We start from the raw sequence: 16,721 nt of genomic DNA, 5'->3' as shown, positions 1-16,721 counted from the left end.
CAGAACCGACATCGGCAGGCATGCACTGGATGCTCCGCCTGTTCTCGCTGCCGCGCGTTACACGTGTTGGTATCGGTCCACTGATTGCTGCCTTTCTTCTCGCCGCAATCCTCCTTCTAACTCTTGTTTCCCCCTGGATCGCTCCCCACGATCCGTTGGCAATGAATCCGTTGATGCGGCTCAAACCGCCTTCCGATGAATATCTGCTTGGAACTGATAATTACGGGAGGGATCTCTTCTCGCGCATGATCCTGGGTGGCCGCATTTCATTGCTGATCGGATTGTTTGCTGCTGGCGCTTCAATTGGCGTTGGCGTGTTTATCGGGTTGATTGCGGGCTTCTTCCGCACTGCTGATGCAATCATTATGCGCATGATGGATGCCTTGATGGCCATGCCATCGATCCTGATCGCTATTGCGCTGGTCGCGTTGAATGGACCTTCCATTGGCTCAGTCATCGTCGCCATCACAATCCCGGAAATCCCGCGCGTGGTGCGCCTCGTACGTTCTGTCATTTTGACTGCGCGTGAAGAGCCTTATGTGGAAGCGGCACTGGCACTCGGTTCAAGCACCCCGAAGATCCTGTTCCGGCATCTTCTGCCCAATACGATGGCACCACTCATCGTGCAGGGCACTTATATTGTTGCTTCTGCGATCCTCACAGAAGCGATCCTGTCGTTTCTCGGTGCTGGCATCAGCACGGAAATTCCAACCTGGGGGAACATCATGGCCGAAGGTCGTCAGTTCTTCCGCATCAAGCCATCAATCGTGCTTTGGCCGGGTCTGTTGCTGACACTTTGTGTTCTTTCGATCAATCTGCTGGGCGATGCTGCACGCGACACACTCGACCCACGTCTGAAAAAGCGGGAGGGCTGATATGGAACTGCGCAACCGTGATTTCACGGCAGAACCTGTCGTGTTGGAAGTCGAAAATCTCGTCGTGGCTCTACCCGGTGGCACGCCAGTGCTTCGTAGCGTGAGCTTTGATATTCGCAAAGGTGAGACGGTTTGCCTCGTGGGCGAGTCAGGATCAGGAAAGTCTGTGACTTCGCTCACAGCAATGGGACTTTTGCCGAAGGATGCGCTGTTAGTAAAAGCAGGCTCAATCAGGCTGGATGGCAAGGATCTGCTGAAGCTTTCGCCAGCGGATATGAAGAAGATGCGCGCGACACGCATCTCCATGATCTTTCAGGAGCCGATGACAGCACTCAATCCGGTTATGCGGGTGGGTGAACAGATCACGGAGGTTCTGGACGTTCATACAAGCCTTTCGGCCGAGGCCAAACGGGCCAAAGTCATCAACATCATGGAGCAGGTGCATCTGCCCGATGTGGAGCGCATTTATCAAAGCTATCCGCATCAGCTTTCTGGCGGTCAACGTCAACGCATCATGATCGCTATGGCGCTTATTCTTGAACCTGTCGTGCTGATTGCTGACGAACCAACTACGGCACTAGACGTGACGACGCAAAAGCAAATCCTGTCGCTTATTGCAGAATTACAGGAAAAGCACGGCACCGCGGTTCTGTTTATCACGCACGATATGGGCGTGGTGGCGGAAATAGCCGACCGTGTCTGTGTCATGCGTAACGGCGAAATTGTGGAGCGCGGGACAATCCGGGAAGTTCTGGCTTCACCGCAGCAACAATATACCAAAGACCTGCTGGGGTCAGTTCCAAGTCTTATCCCACGTCTGGCGCGCGAGCCGCAGGGTCGGGAGGCGGTGATCCGCGTTCGCGATCTTGGCATGACTTATCGCAGTGGTGGGATCTTCAGCACAAAACCGGGAGTCAATGCATCGCGCGAGGTGAATTTCGAGCTTCAGCCGGGACGCACACTTGGCATTGTAGGAGAATCCGGCTCGGGTAAGACCACCGTTGCCCGCTCGATCATGCGATTGATCGAGCCGACTGAAGGTCAGATTGTCGTGGATGGCCGAGACATTGCTCATCTTGGGAAACGCGAGATGAAGCCGTTTCGCAAGAAGCTTCAGGTTGTGTTTCAGGACCCGTTTCGCTCATTGAACCCCCGCTGGACGATTGAGCAAAGCTTGACAGAGGGGCCGCTTAATTACGGGGTACCTTACGAAGAGGCCGTGGCTGAGGCGAAGCGTTTGTTGAAGATTGTTTCGTTGCCGGAGGATTCACTGAAGCGATACCCGCATCAGTTTTCGGGTGGGCAGCGTCAGCGTATCGCCATCGCACGTGCAGTAGCGCTCAGACCCGACATTCTTGTGGCTGACGAGGCCGTGTCTGCGCTCGATGTTTCGGTTCAGGCGCAGGTTCTTGAGCTTCTTGCCGAGCTGCAGCGCGATACCGGCATCGCGATCATCTTCATCACGCACGACCTGCGTGTTGCCGCACAGATTTGCGATGAAGTGCTGGTGATGAAACGCGGACAGGTGGTTGAACAAGGCGATGCCGCCGATGTGCTTGGTAATCCATCGCATGAATATACGCGTTCGTTGATTGAAGCGGCTCCGGGGCGCTTCTGGGACTTTGCGGCTGGACGTCCAGCCGCCTGATCGAAGGGCCGCAAGTTGTGGCCCCGGTTATCTTCGATGTTTCAAACAGGAATGAAAACATGCCCATCATACCGTTAATTGAGGAAAAAGCCGGCGAGATGCGCGCGGTTTTCGAAGACCTTCATCGTCACCCGGAAATCGGGTTCGAGGAACACCACGCTTCCGGTGTTGTCGCTGAACTATTGGAAAAATGGGGCTTCGATGAAGTTCATACCGGCATCGCCAAGACCGGCGTTGTAGGCATATTGAGGGGTCAAAATGCAGGTAACCGCCGTGTTGGTCTGCGCGCCGATATGGATGCGCTGCCGATTGATGAGATTTCCGGTGTTCCTTATACATCGCAAAATCCGGGCCGAATGCATGCCTGCGGTCATGATGGCCATACGACCATGTTGCTGGGTGCTGCGCAGTATCTTGCAGCGACACGCAACTTCGAAGGGACAGCGGTTTTCGTCTTCCAACCAGCTGAGGAAGGTCTGGGCGGCGCGCGCGGCATGATTGCCGAAGGTCTGTTCGAGCGCTTTCCTTGCGATGAAATCTACGGGATGCACAACCAGCCGCTTGGCACACTTGGCAAGGCGGTCATTCGTAAAGGTGCCGCTATGGCTGGTGCCAGCTTCTTTGATATCAAGCTGACTGGCAAAGGCAGCCACGCAGCGCAGCCGCACAATTCGCGTGATGTCCTGGTGATTGGTGCAGATCTGGTGGGGCAATTGCAGACGATCGTTTCACGCAACATTCCGGCAACAGATGCTTGTGTGGTTTCCTGCACGCAGTTCCACACGGGTAGCGCTTACAATATCGTGCCAGAAGTGGCGACGATAACCGGCACAATCCGCTATTTCGAGCAGCGCGTCTGCGATCTCGCAGAAAGTCGTCTGCGTGAGATTTGCGCAGGAGTGGCTGCAGGCTATGGCATCAAGGTGGATGTCGACCTACGCAACGTTTTCGATGTCCTTCGCAATGATAGTGAACTTTCTGATGCTTATATCGCGGCTGCGCGTGATGTGTTGGGCGAGGAAAATGTAACCGACGACTGCCCGGCTTTTATGGGCAGTGAGGATTTTGCCGACATGCTGGCGCGGGTGCCTGGCGCATACATCAATGTATTACACGGCGGCAAAGCAGCCTTGCACAATCCTGCCTTTATGCTCGAACCGGAAACGCTGCCAATTGGCGCGTCGATCTATGCCCGGATTGTGGAAACTCGCCTGCCATTAAACAAGGACTTAGCTGCATGAGCGCGCATGAATTGCCATTTGACCTTGATGACATGATCGCGCGCCTGCGCCCATGGATCGAAACCGAAAGCCCGACATTTGATGCAGCCGCTGTCAATCGTATGGTGGATGCAGCCGCTTACGACTTCGCGGCTGCGGGCGCCAGTATTGAGTTTATTCCGGGACGTATGGGCTTCGGCGGTTCGTTGCGCGCACGCTTCCCGCACAAAGATCAGGGCAAACCCGGCATTCTGGTATCCGGCCATCTTGATACAGTTCATCCGCTCGGCGTAATCGATATCAATCCGTATCGACGTGAGGGTGGAAAGCTTTACGGCCCCGGCATTCAGGATATGAAGGGTGGTAATTTCGTAGCCCTTGAAGCCATGCGGCAGATTGCAAGAAGTGGGCTTGCGACCAAGCTTCCAGTCACTTTTCTGCTGACACCAGATGAAGAAGTGGGAACGCCGTCGACGCGTGATTTGATTGAACAGGAAGCACTCAAGAACAAATATGTGCTGGTGCCCGAACCTGCGCGCCGTGATGGTGGTGCTGTTGTCGGGCGCTATGCGATTGCGCGTTATAATCTTGAGACAGTTGGCAAACCAAGCCATGCGGGCTGGTTGCTGAAGGAAGGGCGCTCCGCAATCCGGCGTATGGCGGAAAATATTATCGACATCGAAGCACTCACGACCGATGATTGTACCTTCTCAGTTGGCGTAATCCGGGCTGGTCAATGGGTCAACTGCGTTTCATCGAGCTGCAATGCCGAGGCACTCAGCATGGCCAAAACCCAGAAAGATCTGGAAGACGGTGTTGCGCGCATCATGGCTCTTGCCGGAACCAAAGATGATGTCGAGTTGATCGTCACGCGTGGTGTGACGAGGCCTGTTTGGGAACCGGGACAACCAAAGGATATGAAGCTTTTCGACTTTGCCAATGGGGTCGCAAAGGAAATCGGTTTCACCATGACGGCTCAGAGTTCGGGCGGCGGCTCAGACGGTAACTTCACCGGTGCGCTTGGTGTCCCAACGCTCGATTCAATCGGTGTGCGGGGCGAAGGCTTGCATACATTGGGCGAGCATATTTTCGAAGACAGTCTGGTTGAACGTGCGCGTCTTCACGCAGGTTTATTTCTGGGGCTGGAATAAATTGTAAAGGAGCGGCTCCCGATAACACACAATCATCGGAGCTGCTCTGCCCGTTTGTTTTGCATATTTTCAGGAAATGCCTGAGGTGGGGCTATGTCCGATTCAACGAGATTAACAGCAGCCCGCGTTGCGGGCTTGCAGAACGATGTCACAATCAACGTCGATCAATGGGGTGTGGCTCATATCAGGGCAGACAACCAGCACGATCTCTTTTTTGCGCAGGGTTGGAACGCTGCACGTGATCGTCTCTGGCAGATCGATATTGCCCGTAAGCGCGGGCTTGGTCTGCTGGCGCGGGATTTCGGTCCCGGTTATCTTGAGCAGGACAAAGCGGCTCGGTTGCTTCTCTATCGGGGTGATATGGCTCTGGAATGGAAAGCATACGGGCCGGATTCCGAAGAAATCTGCGCGGCATTTGCTAAAGGCATCAATGCCTATGTTGACGCCTGTAATTCGGGTGAGATACCGCTTCCACCTGAGTTTACGCTGCTCGGTCACAAGCCTGATCGATGGGCGCCTGACGACGTGGTGCGTGTCCGCACTCACTCGCTGACACGCAATGCGTCGTCCGAGTTACTCCGCTCCAAGGTCATGGCAATCGCGGGTGTGGAGTTGGGTGCAAAACTTGATCTGCTGCGTAAGGAGTTATCGCATGGTGTAGTGCCAAATCCGGTCGAGGGGTTTGATCCCAGCATCATGACCGACAGTGTATTGCGCGATTTCTTGCTTGCTGTCAGTCCGGTGACTTTTTCTAAGGAACGTCTCGCTGCAACCTTGGACGAGGCTGATCAATGGACCACGATCACTTCATCCGGTGAGATCGTTCGGGCGTCTTTTGAAGAAGGTTCAAACAATTGGGCCGTATCGGCAGAGAAGACGACAACTGGTCGTCCCATACTGGCGCTTGATCCCCATCGCACACATGCTTTGCCGTCAATCCGTTATGTGGTTCACTTGACCATGCCGGGTCTTGACGTGATTGGCGCAGGCGAACCCATGGCGCCCGGAATATCCATGGGCCATAACGGCACTGCTGCTTTCGGGCTCACCATTTTCGGCGCAGATCAGGAAGACATTTATGTCTACCAGACTGATGTAAGCGATCCGGATCAGTATGCTTATCATGATGGTTGGGAGAACGTCAAAACGATCACAGAGACAATTCCTGTCAAAGGACATCCTGATCAGAAGGTTGAACTGAAGTTTACGCGCCACGGGCCAATTCTTTTTGAGGATAAGGAGAACAATCGGGCATTTGGTTTAAGGACTGTCTGGATGGATGCAGGCATGGCGCCATATATGGCGAGCCTGTCCGTGATGAGGGCTGCGACTTATGCCGATTATGCAAGTGCGCTGGAAGGCTGGGGCTGCCCTTCCGTCAATCACATCTATGCTGATACGGGCAACACCATTGCATGGAAGCCATCGGGCGCCACACCTGTTCGGAACAATTGGGACGGCCTTTTGCCGGTTCCCGGTGACGGGCGTTACGAATGGCAGGGCTACCAGTCTCCAGAAACAGGGCCGTATGAAATCAATCCATCGCGTGGTTTTGTAGCGACGGCCAACGCCATGAATGTGCCGGATGACTGGACTGCCTCAAATCCGGCGATCGGTTATGAGTGGCTGGATAGCAGCCGTCATGACACGCTTCATAGGGAATTGTCTCGCCAGGAACCCATTTCTCTTGAAGATTGTGTACGACTGCAATGCTCAACATTTTCACCTATCGCCGCCCGCGTGTTGAAATGTCTCAGCGCGTTGCTGGCTTCCGAGAATGAAGCCGCGCCTTGGAGGCTTCTTCAGAACTGGGATGGTAATCTCTCTGTAAATTCAGCAGCCGCCGCACTTTTCGAAATATGGTTCAGCAAACATCTGGGCCTGCTTGCAGCAAGGTCACAAGGCGCGGTGCCCGAGGTCATCCCGTTGCTGGTGCCATTTGATGCACCAAGCATCGCTTCATGGTTAGAAAACTCCGCTGGGACAGCTGAGCATATTGATGCTGTTCGCCAAAGTCTTGTTGATGCATGGGCGGAAACTGTTTCATTGATGGGAACGGATTCAGAGAAATGGGCCTGGGGAAGCATTCATAAGCTTACGCTGCGTCATCCTCTTCAATTACTGACGAATCATAACTGGTCAATGGAACCCGCTGCATTGGGAGGCAGTAGCTCTACACTCAATTATGCAAATTATCGATTGAGTGATTTCTCGGTTGTCGTGGGGCCATCGGTACGAATCGTTATCGATGTCGGGGCATGGGACAACAGTCTGTTTGTCAATAATCCGGGGCAGTCGGGATTGCCACTGTCACGGCACAATTCCGACCTTCTGGAGAACTGGCGCGAAGGAAAACATGTTCCTTTGCTCTATTCGAAAGAACGCATTGATGAGGCGACGGTCACGAAAATAATGTTGAGCGCGGGCTGATAAAGCCCGCCTCTCACTAGGATTACTTCAGTGTAATGATGACATAGGTCGGATAGACCTCGACGAAAATCAACGGTGTTGCGTTGATGATCGTTGCCTGATCGATGGGAGAAATACGGAGATTGACGAGCATGTTCTCGAGCTTGGCACGGTTGTCTTTGCTGCTGAAGAACTTGTCTTTTTCATCTTCTGCATCGACTTTGCCAAACTGGTGAACATTGGCGCGGTCCTGCCGGACGATACCCGCAACTTTCGTGAGGCGCTGACCGGATGAGCTATAATGATCGCGCTCGCTTAAACGGGCGTAATAAGTGTCGATTGGCTTCTCAGCGGCTGTTGCCGTTCCCGTAACCGCCAGCACCATAGCTGCCATGATAGTCGAGCGCATGATATCTCCTTATATCCACCCCAACCACTAGCAGTTTCAGGCGTGTTATTCAGTCTATTCGTGGCGTTTTACCCGAATTTTTATAGCAACTCAGCAACAGGCGAGTAATCAACGCCATGGTACGTCGTTGCATGTCAGATTATTACGCCAGTACTGTTTCGAATGATCAATGGAGAGGCGATTATCGATTGTTGATTGGTATCTGACAGCTTTCGGGGCTCACTTTCGGAAAGAATCTCTATAGCTCGCTCGACCATCTGTTGGCCATCATGAACCAATGTGGTCAAATTGTAGGATGCCCATCCAGCTTCGGCGATATTATCATAGCCGCCTATGAGAATATCGCCGGGAACATTGATCTGGAACTCATGACGCAACGCATCCATGGCCCCGAGCGCAATAAGATCATTAGCGCAGAAAATTGCGTCCGGAAGGACTTTGGTTGAGCCGTTGGTATCGTGAAGTTTTTTTATCGCCTGATAGCCCGATTCATAGCGAAAATTTCCTTCGAGAATAAGCGGTTGATCCAATCCTTCCTCTTCAATTGCGCAGAAGAATCCGAGCTTGCGATCTATGTTCGCCTGGCTGTCTGTCGGGCCCGTAATATAGCCAAATTTGGTTGCGCCGCGCTCAATGAAGTGCTCCGCCATGGTGCGGGAACCACCGATGTTGTCGCAATTGATGGAATGAACCCAGCCGTCCGAGAATGGCGTATTGAATGAAATCACAGGCACACGTAACTGCGATAATTGTTCGGCGGCTTCTTGCGACAGGACGGCCAGTGCGCTGACAATAGCATCGACACGATAACCGGCAAGCATTGGCACGATGTCATCGAATGTGTGGCCGCTATTTGCGTGCACCAAAAGCACGCGCCAGCCTTCGTCCTGTAGCCGTTGGGAAAATGTTTCCAGAACAGTTGAATAGAATGGATTATACAGCCCACCAATAACAACCGCCACAAGGCGCGAGCGATGGCTGAGCATAATGCTGGGAATGAAACTTGGGCGATAGCCAAGCTCTTCAGCCGCAGCCATCACCTTCTTGCGTGTCTCCGGTGAAACACTGGCTCCGGGCTTGTATGTTCTGGAAACAGCGGATTGAGAAACGCCTGCCAGTCTCGCCACATCTGTGGAGGATGCGTAGGGCTTGTCACGTTTCATTCCATATCCTTCGCGTTTTTTGTCCCGTTTTTTGAACAATCATCAGTTTTTGTTTTGCCATTATGTTCAAAGGCTTTCAAGGATTTGGGAAGACTTCCCGCCTGCAAGATCACATTTCCTGAAAATTTCCTATTGACGACATAGCTCCACTTTGCATAGCTATGCAACGCAAATGACTAGCTAGTCAATGCGTGTTTTGGGAGGAAACACATGAACCATATCCGTACAAAGCCATTCAGCAGACGCGCCTTTATGAAGGGTGCCGCAGGTCTTGGCGCGCTTTCAGCTTTCAGTGGCATGTCTTCACTGCGCGCACTTGCCGAGCAGAAGCCGACGCTCGTGAACGCGATCCGTTCGCTGTCAAATCCATATCATGCTGCTTGGAATAAGGGCGGCGAAGCTTTTGCCAAGTCGCTTGGTCTTGATTATGTAACGCTTGTGACCGAAGGCGACAGCGAGAAGGGTATTGCCGATATCCGGGCAATCCTCGCACGCACCGGCGGCAATGCGATTATCAATGTTGATCCAAATGATGCAGCCGATGCGCGCCCCATCGTGGAGGCCTGCGCTGCAGCAAAGGCCCACGTGCTGACGCAGTGGAACAAGCCTGCCGATCTGCATCCGTGGGATCACGATCCATATTATGTTGCGCATGTAAGCTTCGACGGCCAGCGCTATGGCGCAGAAACCGCTGAAATTCTGATCAAGGCCATTGGTGGCAAGGGCGGTATTCTGGGGCTTGGCGGCACGCTCTCCAATACCGTTGCAATCGACCGCCGAGCAGGTTTTGAGAAGGCCCTTGCAGCCCATCCAGATGTTCAGCTTCTCGATTTTCAGGTTGCTGATTGGCAGTCGAGCAAAGCGTTCGATGTCGTGAGCGCATGGCTCACGCGCTTTGGCGATGATATCAAGGGCATCTGGTGCGCCAATGACGACATGGGCATCGGCGCTTTGGAAGCATTGCGCGCGGAAGGTCTTGCCGGACAGATACCAATCACAGGCGTTGATGGCATTGGAACGGCAGTTGAGGCCGTCAAAAACGGTGAATTTGCCGCAACCGTTTCGTCCGATCCATTCTGGCAGGGCGCAATGGGGCTTGCAATTCCTTACAGCGCACGCGCCGGTGTCTTCGATCCAGCGAAAGAGCCGAAAGACCACCGCGAGTTTTACGGTACGGCTTTGGTCGTGACGAAAGACAACGTCGATGACTTCTACGAAAACAACATCAAGAACACACCGAACCTTGATTTCAAGGATCTCTGGGGACGTGCGAGCGGACAGATCCGCGAAGGCTGATAAGCCCGTCGCGGTCTGAAGCCTCCCGCTATAAGCGGCGGAATAATGCCTGACAGGAAAAGCATATGAGAGTTGCGAGCCAGGATGTCACTCCGGCTGACGCTAAAGGCGTAGCTATATCAAAAAACGGTCTACAAAGCCGATTGCCGGAGCTGATGCGCCGGTTCGCACCGCTCATCGTGCTGGCTGTATTGTGTGTGTGGCTTGGACTGTTAAGCCCGAACTTCTTCTCAGTGAATAATTTCATCCGTATTGCATCAGCATCGGCCATACCTGTTGTTCTGACGCTCGGCGCGACCTTCGTAATCCTGCTTGGCAGTATCGATCTTTCCGTCGAAGGCGTCATGGCGATTGCAGCTGTGGTGCTGGCGTCCATGGTTGCGGCTGATAGCTCATGGCTTGGCAGTGTGCTTGGAGTGATTGCGGCGATTGCCGTTGGTGCTGCAATGGGAGCATTTTCCGGCTTGCTGCATGTCATCCTGCGCATACCATCCTTCATGGTAACGCTCGGTATGTGGTTCATTGGGCTTGGCATTGCCACTTTGATGGTTGGCGGCGGGACAATTGCCATTCGTGAAGCGGCAGTGCGCAGTTTCGCGCTCGAACGTTTCGCTGGGCTCCCTTTCTCTGTCTGGATTGCACTTGCCGCTCTGTTTATCGCTTGGGTGGTACAGAATCATACACGTCTCGGTCGCCACATTTATGCACTTGGTGGTGGCGAAGACATTGCAGTGCTTTCGGGCGTATCGGTGCTGCGCACCAAGTTGCTCGTTTTTGCAATGGCAGGTGCGTTTTATGGTCTTGGTGCCGTGCTTGCCGCAGCCCAGCTTGGTCAGGGCAATGCCGATATTGGCACCGGGCGGCTCTTCACCACGATTACGGCTGTTGTTGTTGGCGGAACCTCGCTTTTGGGCGGGCAGGGCGGCGTGCTGCAATCGCTTATCGGCGTTCTCATCGTTTCCGTTCTGGCTAACGGCATGGTTTTGCTTGGCATTCCGCCATATTTGCAACAGGCATTTCTTGGCCTGATGATCATCGGAGCTGTTGCCTATGCCACGCGCCGCACCCGCTTCAAGATTGTGAAATAAGCCATGTTGACGATCAGTGGACTGACAAAATCATTTGGCAGTGTTCATGCTCTCAAGGGCGTGGATCTTGAAATTCGCCCCGGCGAAGTGGTTGGGCTTGTGGGCGAAAACGGCGCGGGTAAATCCACGCTCATGCGCATTCTCGCCGGTACCCAACGTCCAAGCGCTGGCACGATCACGCGCAACGGAAAGTCTTTTGCCATCAGCTCGCCGCAACAGGCGAATGAGCAGGGCGTTGCAATGGTGTTTCAGGAGCAGTCGTTGCTGCTGAATCTCTCCATCGCGCAGAATATCTTCTTGGGGCAGGAACAGCGCTTCATTCGCTTTGGTCTGGTCAATTGGCGCAAGATGAATGCAGCCGCATCCAAGCATTTGAAACAGGTCGGTATTCATGCCGATCCCGCGACGCTAGCAGGCGATCTTTCTTTTGCCGAACGACAGATGGTGGAACTCGCCAAGGCTCTGTCATTGGCGGATCGCGTTGATGGTGATCTGATCATTTTGCTTGATGAGCCGACATCGGTTCTGGAGCAGTCAGAAATCGACATTCTATTTGAGCGTGTTCGTTCGCTTAAATCCCGTGCAAGCTTTGTCTTTGTCTCCCATCGTCTCGATGAGGTCCTGGAAATCAGCGACCGCATTTATGTGATGAAGGACGGGCAGGGCGTCGCTACGATGGATGCGGAGGGTGTCAATGGTGCTGATCTTCACCGCATTATGGTGGGTCGCGAGATGCACACCGAATATTATCTTGAGTCTGAACAGGCAGAGCCGAGCGAAAAGATTGCACTTGAAGCACGTAATCTGTCCTGCACTGGTAAGTATCATAATATCGATCTGACGCTGCGCGACGGTGAGATACTAGGCATTGCAGGCGTCATTGGCTCCGGGCGCGAAGAACTTATCCGTAGCTTCTTCGGCTTTGAGACGCCGACATCGGGCGAAATGTTCCTCAATGGCAAGGCGGTTAAACTCGCAAATCCTACCGAGGCCGTGGCGCGGGGCATTGGCTATATTCCAAGCGAGCGCAGACTTGAAGGCCTCGTCATGATGATGCCGATTGCGTCCAACATTACGCTGTCGCGTCTTGATGTTGTCGAAGGTCCCATCGGTATTCAACATAATCTTGAAACGGTTCTGGCCGAAGACTGGATCAAGAAACTCTCAATCCGTGCGCCGGGGCCTCATGCTTTGTGTCAGGCACTGAGCGGCGGTAATCAGCAGAAGGTGGTTCTGGCCAAGTGGCTGACGGCTGGTTCGCGCATTTTGATCCTTGATCATCCAACGCGCGGTGTCGATGTGGGCGCGAAGGAAGAAATCTTCCGCCTGATGCGTCAGTTAAGCCGCGAGGGCTATGCGATCATTCTCATCGCCGACACTCTCGAAGAGACTATCGGCCTGTCGCACAACATTCTTGTCATGCGCGATGGTGAAGTCACCGCCCGCATTCCTGCTCCGACTGGCGCGAAGCCGTCTCAGGTGCAGCTCGTTGAACATATGGTGTGATCATGAACGAGAAAACCGCTTTCCCCAACGTTTCCGGCGCGTCCCCTATGTTTAGCGCTGCACAACTTCGCCAATATGCTCCGCTTGGCTTTCTGATCGTTATGGTGGTGCTTATCTCGGCCTATTCTCCGGGATTTGCCAGCGTCAATACAGGCTTGATCCTGCTTGCAGATACTATGGCGCTGTTCACACTTGCGGCCGGTTTATCCTTTGTCATCGTGATTGGCGGCATCGATCTGAGCTTGCCTGCGGTAGCGTCACTTGCAAGCGTGGTGACAGCGATGCTGTTACCGGAAGTTGGATTGCTTGCCTTTCCAATAGCGCTTCTTTGTGGTGTTGCAGCTGGGCTTTTCAGTGGCCTTGTTCATGTGCGGTTGAAAATTCCGTCGTTCATCGCAACACTTGCGACCGGCGGCGTGGTATCCGGTATCGCGCTTTATATCTCCAAAGCGCGCAGCATCGGCATCAGCGCGGCTGACCGTCCAATGCTCAACTGGATTGCGGGCTCAACGCTTGGAGTTCCGAACATCATTCTTGTCGGGCTGCTGATGTGCCTGATTGGCATTTATATCCAGCGCTATACCCGCTTTGGTCGATATTGCTATGCCATTGGTGCGGGCGAACCCGCCGCAATTGCCGCGGGTATTCATGTTGATCGTCAGAAGGTTTTGGCCTTCGTATTGTCGGCGCTTTTTGCCGCTGTTGCAGGCATCATGCTTGCAGCCCGCATGACCAGTGGTTCGCCAACGGGCGCCAGCCAGTTGCTTCTACCAGCCATCGCCGCAGTCCTCGTTGGCGGTACGCCCATCACCGGCGGGCTTGGCGGCGTAGGGCGCACATTGGTCGGCGCGCTCATCGTATCGGTGGTGCGGATTGGCATGACATTTGTCGGCATCGATATCTTTGCACAACAGATCGTGTTCGGCGCTGTTCTCATTCTCACCGTCGCCGTCACCATGGACCGCGACAATATCCTCATCGCAAAATAGGCAGCCTTGCGGCTGTATCGCAGGAGTTATTATGGATCTGCAGTTGAAGGGAAAGACCGCCGTGATTACCGGCGCGTCGGTCGGGATTGGTTTGGCCATTGCTGAGGGCTTGGCCGCAGAAGGTACAAATCTTGTGCTGGTAGCGCGTGGCAAAGAACGCGTAGAGGCTGAGGCTCTGCGTATTGCTGAAAAATATGGCGTTGCGGCTATCGGCGTTGCCGCGGACGTGGCAACCGTGGAAGGTACGGATGCCGTTATTGCTGCTGCGGCATCCGCAGGCGGTGCAGATATTCTCATCAACAATGCTGGCACCGGCTCTAATGAGACGATCATGGAGGCAACGGATGACAAGTGGCAGTTCTATTGGGATCTGCATGTCATGGCGGCAGTGCGTCTTGCGCGTGGACTGGTGCCACAAATGAAGGCCAAAGGCGGCGGTGTTGTTCTGCACAATGCTTCGATCTGCGCAGTCCAGCCGCTCTGGTATGAGCCGATCTATAACGTCACTAAGTCTGCTTTGATGATGTTCTCCAAAACGCTTTCGACGGAAGTTATTGGCGATAATATTCGCGTCAACTGCGTTAACCCGGGACTGATCCTGACCCCTGACTGGGTGAAGACGGCCAAGCAGCTCACAGCCGATAAGGGTGGTAACTGGGAAGGTTATCTTCAGGATGTTGCCAACGAACATGCAGCGGCCAAGCGCTTCGGTACGCCGGAAGAGCTAGCGCATTTCTTCGTCTTCCTTTGCTCCCCACGCGCAAGCTACAGTGTCGGCTCGACCTATTTTGTCGATGGCGGAATGCTCAAGACCCTGTGATGGTTTAGGAGGAATTTATCATGACGGATCATCAGGGCTTTAGCGGTGCTGTCGGTCGTTCTTATGGTGGGCCGGGGCGCTATGTGCAGCGTGCTGGCGAGATTGATCGTTTGCATGAGCAGATGCAGGGCATCGGTTCCAATGCGTTTATTCTGATCGACGGTTTTATCTTCGATCGTTTCAGCGACCGCATTTTGAAGTCGGTAACGGCTAGCGGCATTGCAGGCCGGACTGAAAAGTTTGGCGGTGAGTGCTGTTCGACGGAAATCGAGCGCGTGACGGAACTGGCGCGCACAGCCGGTGCCGATGTTGTTGTCGCGGTTGGTGGTGGTAAAACCATCGACACTGCCAAGCTTGCAGCAATTGCAAACAATGCCCGTATCGTTGTGGTGCCGACTATTGCCTCGACCGACGCGCCGTGCAGCGCGATTGCCGTGCGCTATAACGAGCATGGTGTTTATCAGGAATCGCATCATCTGCCGCGCAATCCCGATCTTGTTATTGTCGATAGCGCCGTGGTGGTTGCAGCTCCCGCACGGTTTCTCGTGGCGGGTATTGGCGATGCGCTTTCGACGTGGTTCGAGGCGCGGTCAAATCTGGAATCCCGCAGCAGCAATTTTGTGCGTCCTGAGCTTCCTGCCCCGCTGGCCGGTGTAGCGCTCGCCAAAGCGTGTCATGAAGTTCTCATGCGTGATGGTCTGGCTGCAAAACTAGCCGTTGAACGCGGAGCACTGACGCAAGCCGTCGAGAATATTATTGAAGTCAATACGCTATTGAGCGGTCTTGGTTTTGAGAATTGTGCAGTTTCGGCAGCCCATGGCATTCACGATGGCCTGACGGTTCTCGATAATGTGCACGGCTTTTATCATGGCGAAAAAGTCGCGTTCGGCGTGCTTTGTCTGCTCATGCTTGAAGGACGGCCATTGGCTGAAATCGAAGAAATAGCACGCTTCTGCCGCTCGGTCGGATTGCCGACGCGTCTTGCGGATCTCAACCTTGCAGACGCAACTAAAGAAGATATTGCGCGTGTCGCTGAAGCCGCTCTCAAGCCCGGCTCTGTCACCTATCGCGTTGCGGTGCCGGTATCGGTGGAAATCGTGCGCGACGCCATTCTGGCGCTCGATGCATTCACGTCCAGCCTGAACTAAGCATTCTCTACCTGGAGAACAACTAGCCGGAATTGCTCCTACAATTCCGGCATTTTTTTATGCTAAATTCAGATTGGCTGCATTTTGCGCATGTCGCTGAGCAAGCGCTTCATGCGGTGAATGCGGTCATGCTGGTCTGTTGGGCGACGCATAGCAACGCTGGTCGAAAGAATATCGATGACGACCAAAGCGGCGATGCGCGAAATGGTCGGCGTGTACATGTTGGTATTTTCGAGCGTTTCCACGATGAGCGAAACATCACAATAACTGGTGAGTGGCGAGTCCGAGCCGGTCATCCCAATCACGGATGCGCCATTCTCGCGCGCAATGCGTGCGATCTCGATAATGGACCGCGTCGTGCCGGTATTGGAAATGACGAAAGCGACATTGCCGGGCTTCATCATGGATGCGACCATGAGCTGCTGGTGTGAATCCAGTTCGGCGGCGCAAGGCACTCCGAATAGTGGAAATTTTTGCTGCGCATCGCGCGCAACAATTCCCGACGCGCCGAAACCGAAAAACACAATTGAATTGCATTTTGTCAGGATATTGATTGCTTTGTGAAGGGCGTCCTTGTCCAACCGGGACCGCGCCCAGTCGAGGCTGGTCATCGTGTAGTCGAAGATCTTTTCGGCGACCACTTCCGGCTCGTCCGTCTCTACCAGAACCGAATGTGTTGCCGGGGTGCCGAGCGCAAGGCTTTGCGCGAGTCTGATTTTCAGATCCTGAAAGCCTGAACAGCCGATGGCAGTCGCAAAACGCAAAACTGTTGGCTGACTGACCTCGGCAAGCGTTGCTGTTTCGCTAACGGTTGCATTCATAATGCGGTGAGGGTCGTCAAGAACGACATCGGCTACCTTGCGATCCGACTTGCGCAGTTCAGGCCGCATCGTGCGGATGACTTCGATAACATTACGACCATTCAGGCCACGCGTCTCACTGCGCGCATCAGTATCCATACAAGAAAATCCCTCTCGCGGCTCGTGATCCGGGTCGCAT

At 53.9% G+C, this 16,721-nt stretch carries 14 protein-coding genes; 11 read left to right on the top strand and 3 right to left on the bottom strand.

What is annotated here, in order from left to right; genetic code table 11:
• Window positions 1-29 precede the first annotated feature (29 nt).
• The 5 genes from QBD00_RS15100 (at window position 30) to QBD00_RS15080 (ending at window position 7,324) form a co-directional block, all read left to right on the top strand.
• Window positions 30-875, top strand: coding sequence for an ABC transporter permease (locus QBD00_RS15100; RefSeq protein ID WP_412535036.1), 846 nt, complete (start codon window positions 30-32; stop codon window positions 873-875).
• A gap of 1 nt (window position 876) precedes the next feature.
• Window positions 877-2,523, top strand: coding sequence for an ABC transporter ATP-binding protein (locus tag QBD00_RS15095; RefSeq protein WP_318579928.1), 1,647 nt, complete (start codon window positions 877-879; stop codon window positions 2,521-2,523).
• 59 nt (window positions 2,524-2,582) lie between these two features.
• Window positions 2,583-3,764, top strand: a complete 1,182-nt coding sequence (locus tag QBD00_RS15090) for a M20 aminoacylase family protein (protein WP_318579927.1) — start codon at window positions 2,583-2,585, stop codon at window positions 3,762-3,764.
• Entirely contained in the window at window positions 3,761-4,894 is a 1,134-nt protein-coding gene (locus tag QBD00_RS15085) for a M20/M25/M40 family metallo-hydrolase (RefSeq protein WP_318579926.1), read from the top strand. The genes QBD00_RS15090 and QBD00_RS15085 overlap by 4 nt, the downstream gene beginning before the upstream one ends.
• A gap of 93 nt (window positions 4,895-4,987) precedes the next feature.
• Complete coding sequence (locus QBD00_RS15080; protein ID WP_318579925.1) at window positions 4,988-7,324, top strand: penicillin acylase family protein; 2,337 nt, start codon at window positions 4,988-4,990, stop codon at window positions 7,322-7,324.
• 22 nt (window positions 7,325-7,346) lie between these two features.
• Here the strand turns inward: QBD00_RS15080 and QBD00_RS15075 are convergent, their stop codons facing one another.
• Complete coding sequence (locus tag QBD00_RS15075; RefSeq protein WP_264231507.1) at window positions 7,347-7,712, bottom strand: hypothetical protein; 366 nt, start codon at window positions 7,710-7,712, stop codon at window positions 7,347-7,349.
• Window positions 7,713-7,846: 134 nt separating this feature from the next.
• Entirely contained in the window at window positions 7,847-8,875 is a 1,029-nt protein-coding gene (locus QBD00_RS15070) for a LacI family DNA-binding transcriptional regulator (protein ID WP_318579924.1), read from the bottom strand.
• Window positions 8,876-9,085: 210 nt separating this feature from the next.
• Between QBD00_RS15070 and QBD00_RS15065 the strand changes: the two genes are divergently transcribed.
• The 6 genes from QBD00_RS15065 (at window position 9,086) to QBD00_RS15040 (ending at window position 15,722) form a co-directional block, all read left to right on the top strand.
• On the top strand, window positions 9,086-10,171 hold the full coding sequence (locus QBD00_RS15065; protein ID WP_318579923.1) for a sugar ABC transporter substrate-binding protein: 1,086 nt from the start codon (window positions 9,086-9,088) through the stop codon (window positions 10,169-10,171).
• A 65-nt stretch (window positions 10,172-10,236) separates the two neighbouring features.
• Window positions 10,237-11,259, top strand: coding sequence for an ABC transporter permease (locus QBD00_RS15060; RefSeq protein ID WP_318579922.1), 1,023 nt, complete (start codon window positions 10,237-10,239; stop codon window positions 11,257-11,259).
• A 3-nt stretch (window positions 11,260-11,262) separates the two neighbouring features.
• Window positions 11,263-12,765: a sugar ABC transporter ATP-binding protein gene (locus tag QBD00_RS15055; RefSeq protein WP_318579921.1), complete on the top strand. Its 1,503-nt coding sequence runs from the start codon at window positions 11,263-11,265 to the stop codon at window positions 12,763-12,765.
• A gap of 2 nt (window positions 12,766-12,767) precedes the next feature.
• Window positions 12,768-13,754, top strand: coding sequence for an ABC transporter permease (locus QBD00_RS15050; RefSeq protein WP_318579920.1), 987 nt, complete (start codon window positions 12,768-12,770; stop codon window positions 13,752-13,754).
• A 31-nt stretch (window positions 13,755-13,785) separates the two neighbouring features.
• Entirely contained in the window at window positions 13,786-14,574 is a 789-nt protein-coding gene (locus tag QBD00_RS15045) for an SDR family NAD(P)-dependent oxidoreductase (RefSeq protein WP_318579919.1), read from the top strand.
• Window positions 14,575-14,594: 20 nt separating this feature from the next.
• On the top strand, window positions 14,595-15,722 hold the full coding sequence (locus QBD00_RS15040; RefSeq protein ID WP_318579918.1) for a glycerol dehydrogenase: 1,128 nt from the start codon (window positions 14,595-14,597) through the stop codon (window positions 15,720-15,722).
• Window positions 15,723-15,790: 68 nt separating this feature from the next.
• On the opposite strand, the gene QBD00_RS15035 is transcribed toward QBD00_RS15040, so the two are convergent.
• Window positions 15,791-16,681: an SIS domain-containing protein gene (locus QBD00_RS15035; RefSeq protein ID WP_264231499.1), complete on the bottom strand. Its 891-nt coding sequence runs from the start codon at window positions 16,679-16,681 to the stop codon at window positions 15,791-15,793.
• Between the last annotated feature and the right edge of the window lie 40 nt (window positions 16,682-16,721).

The organism is Ochrobactrum sp. AN78 (assembly GCF_029909885.1).
Classification (GTDB): domain Bacteria; phylum Pseudomonadota; class Alphaproteobacteria; order Rhizobiales; family Rhizobiaceae; genus Brucella; species Brucella quorumnocens.
Note: the sequence above shows the minus strand (reverse complement) of the source record. Positions and strands in the feature narration are given on the sequence as shown.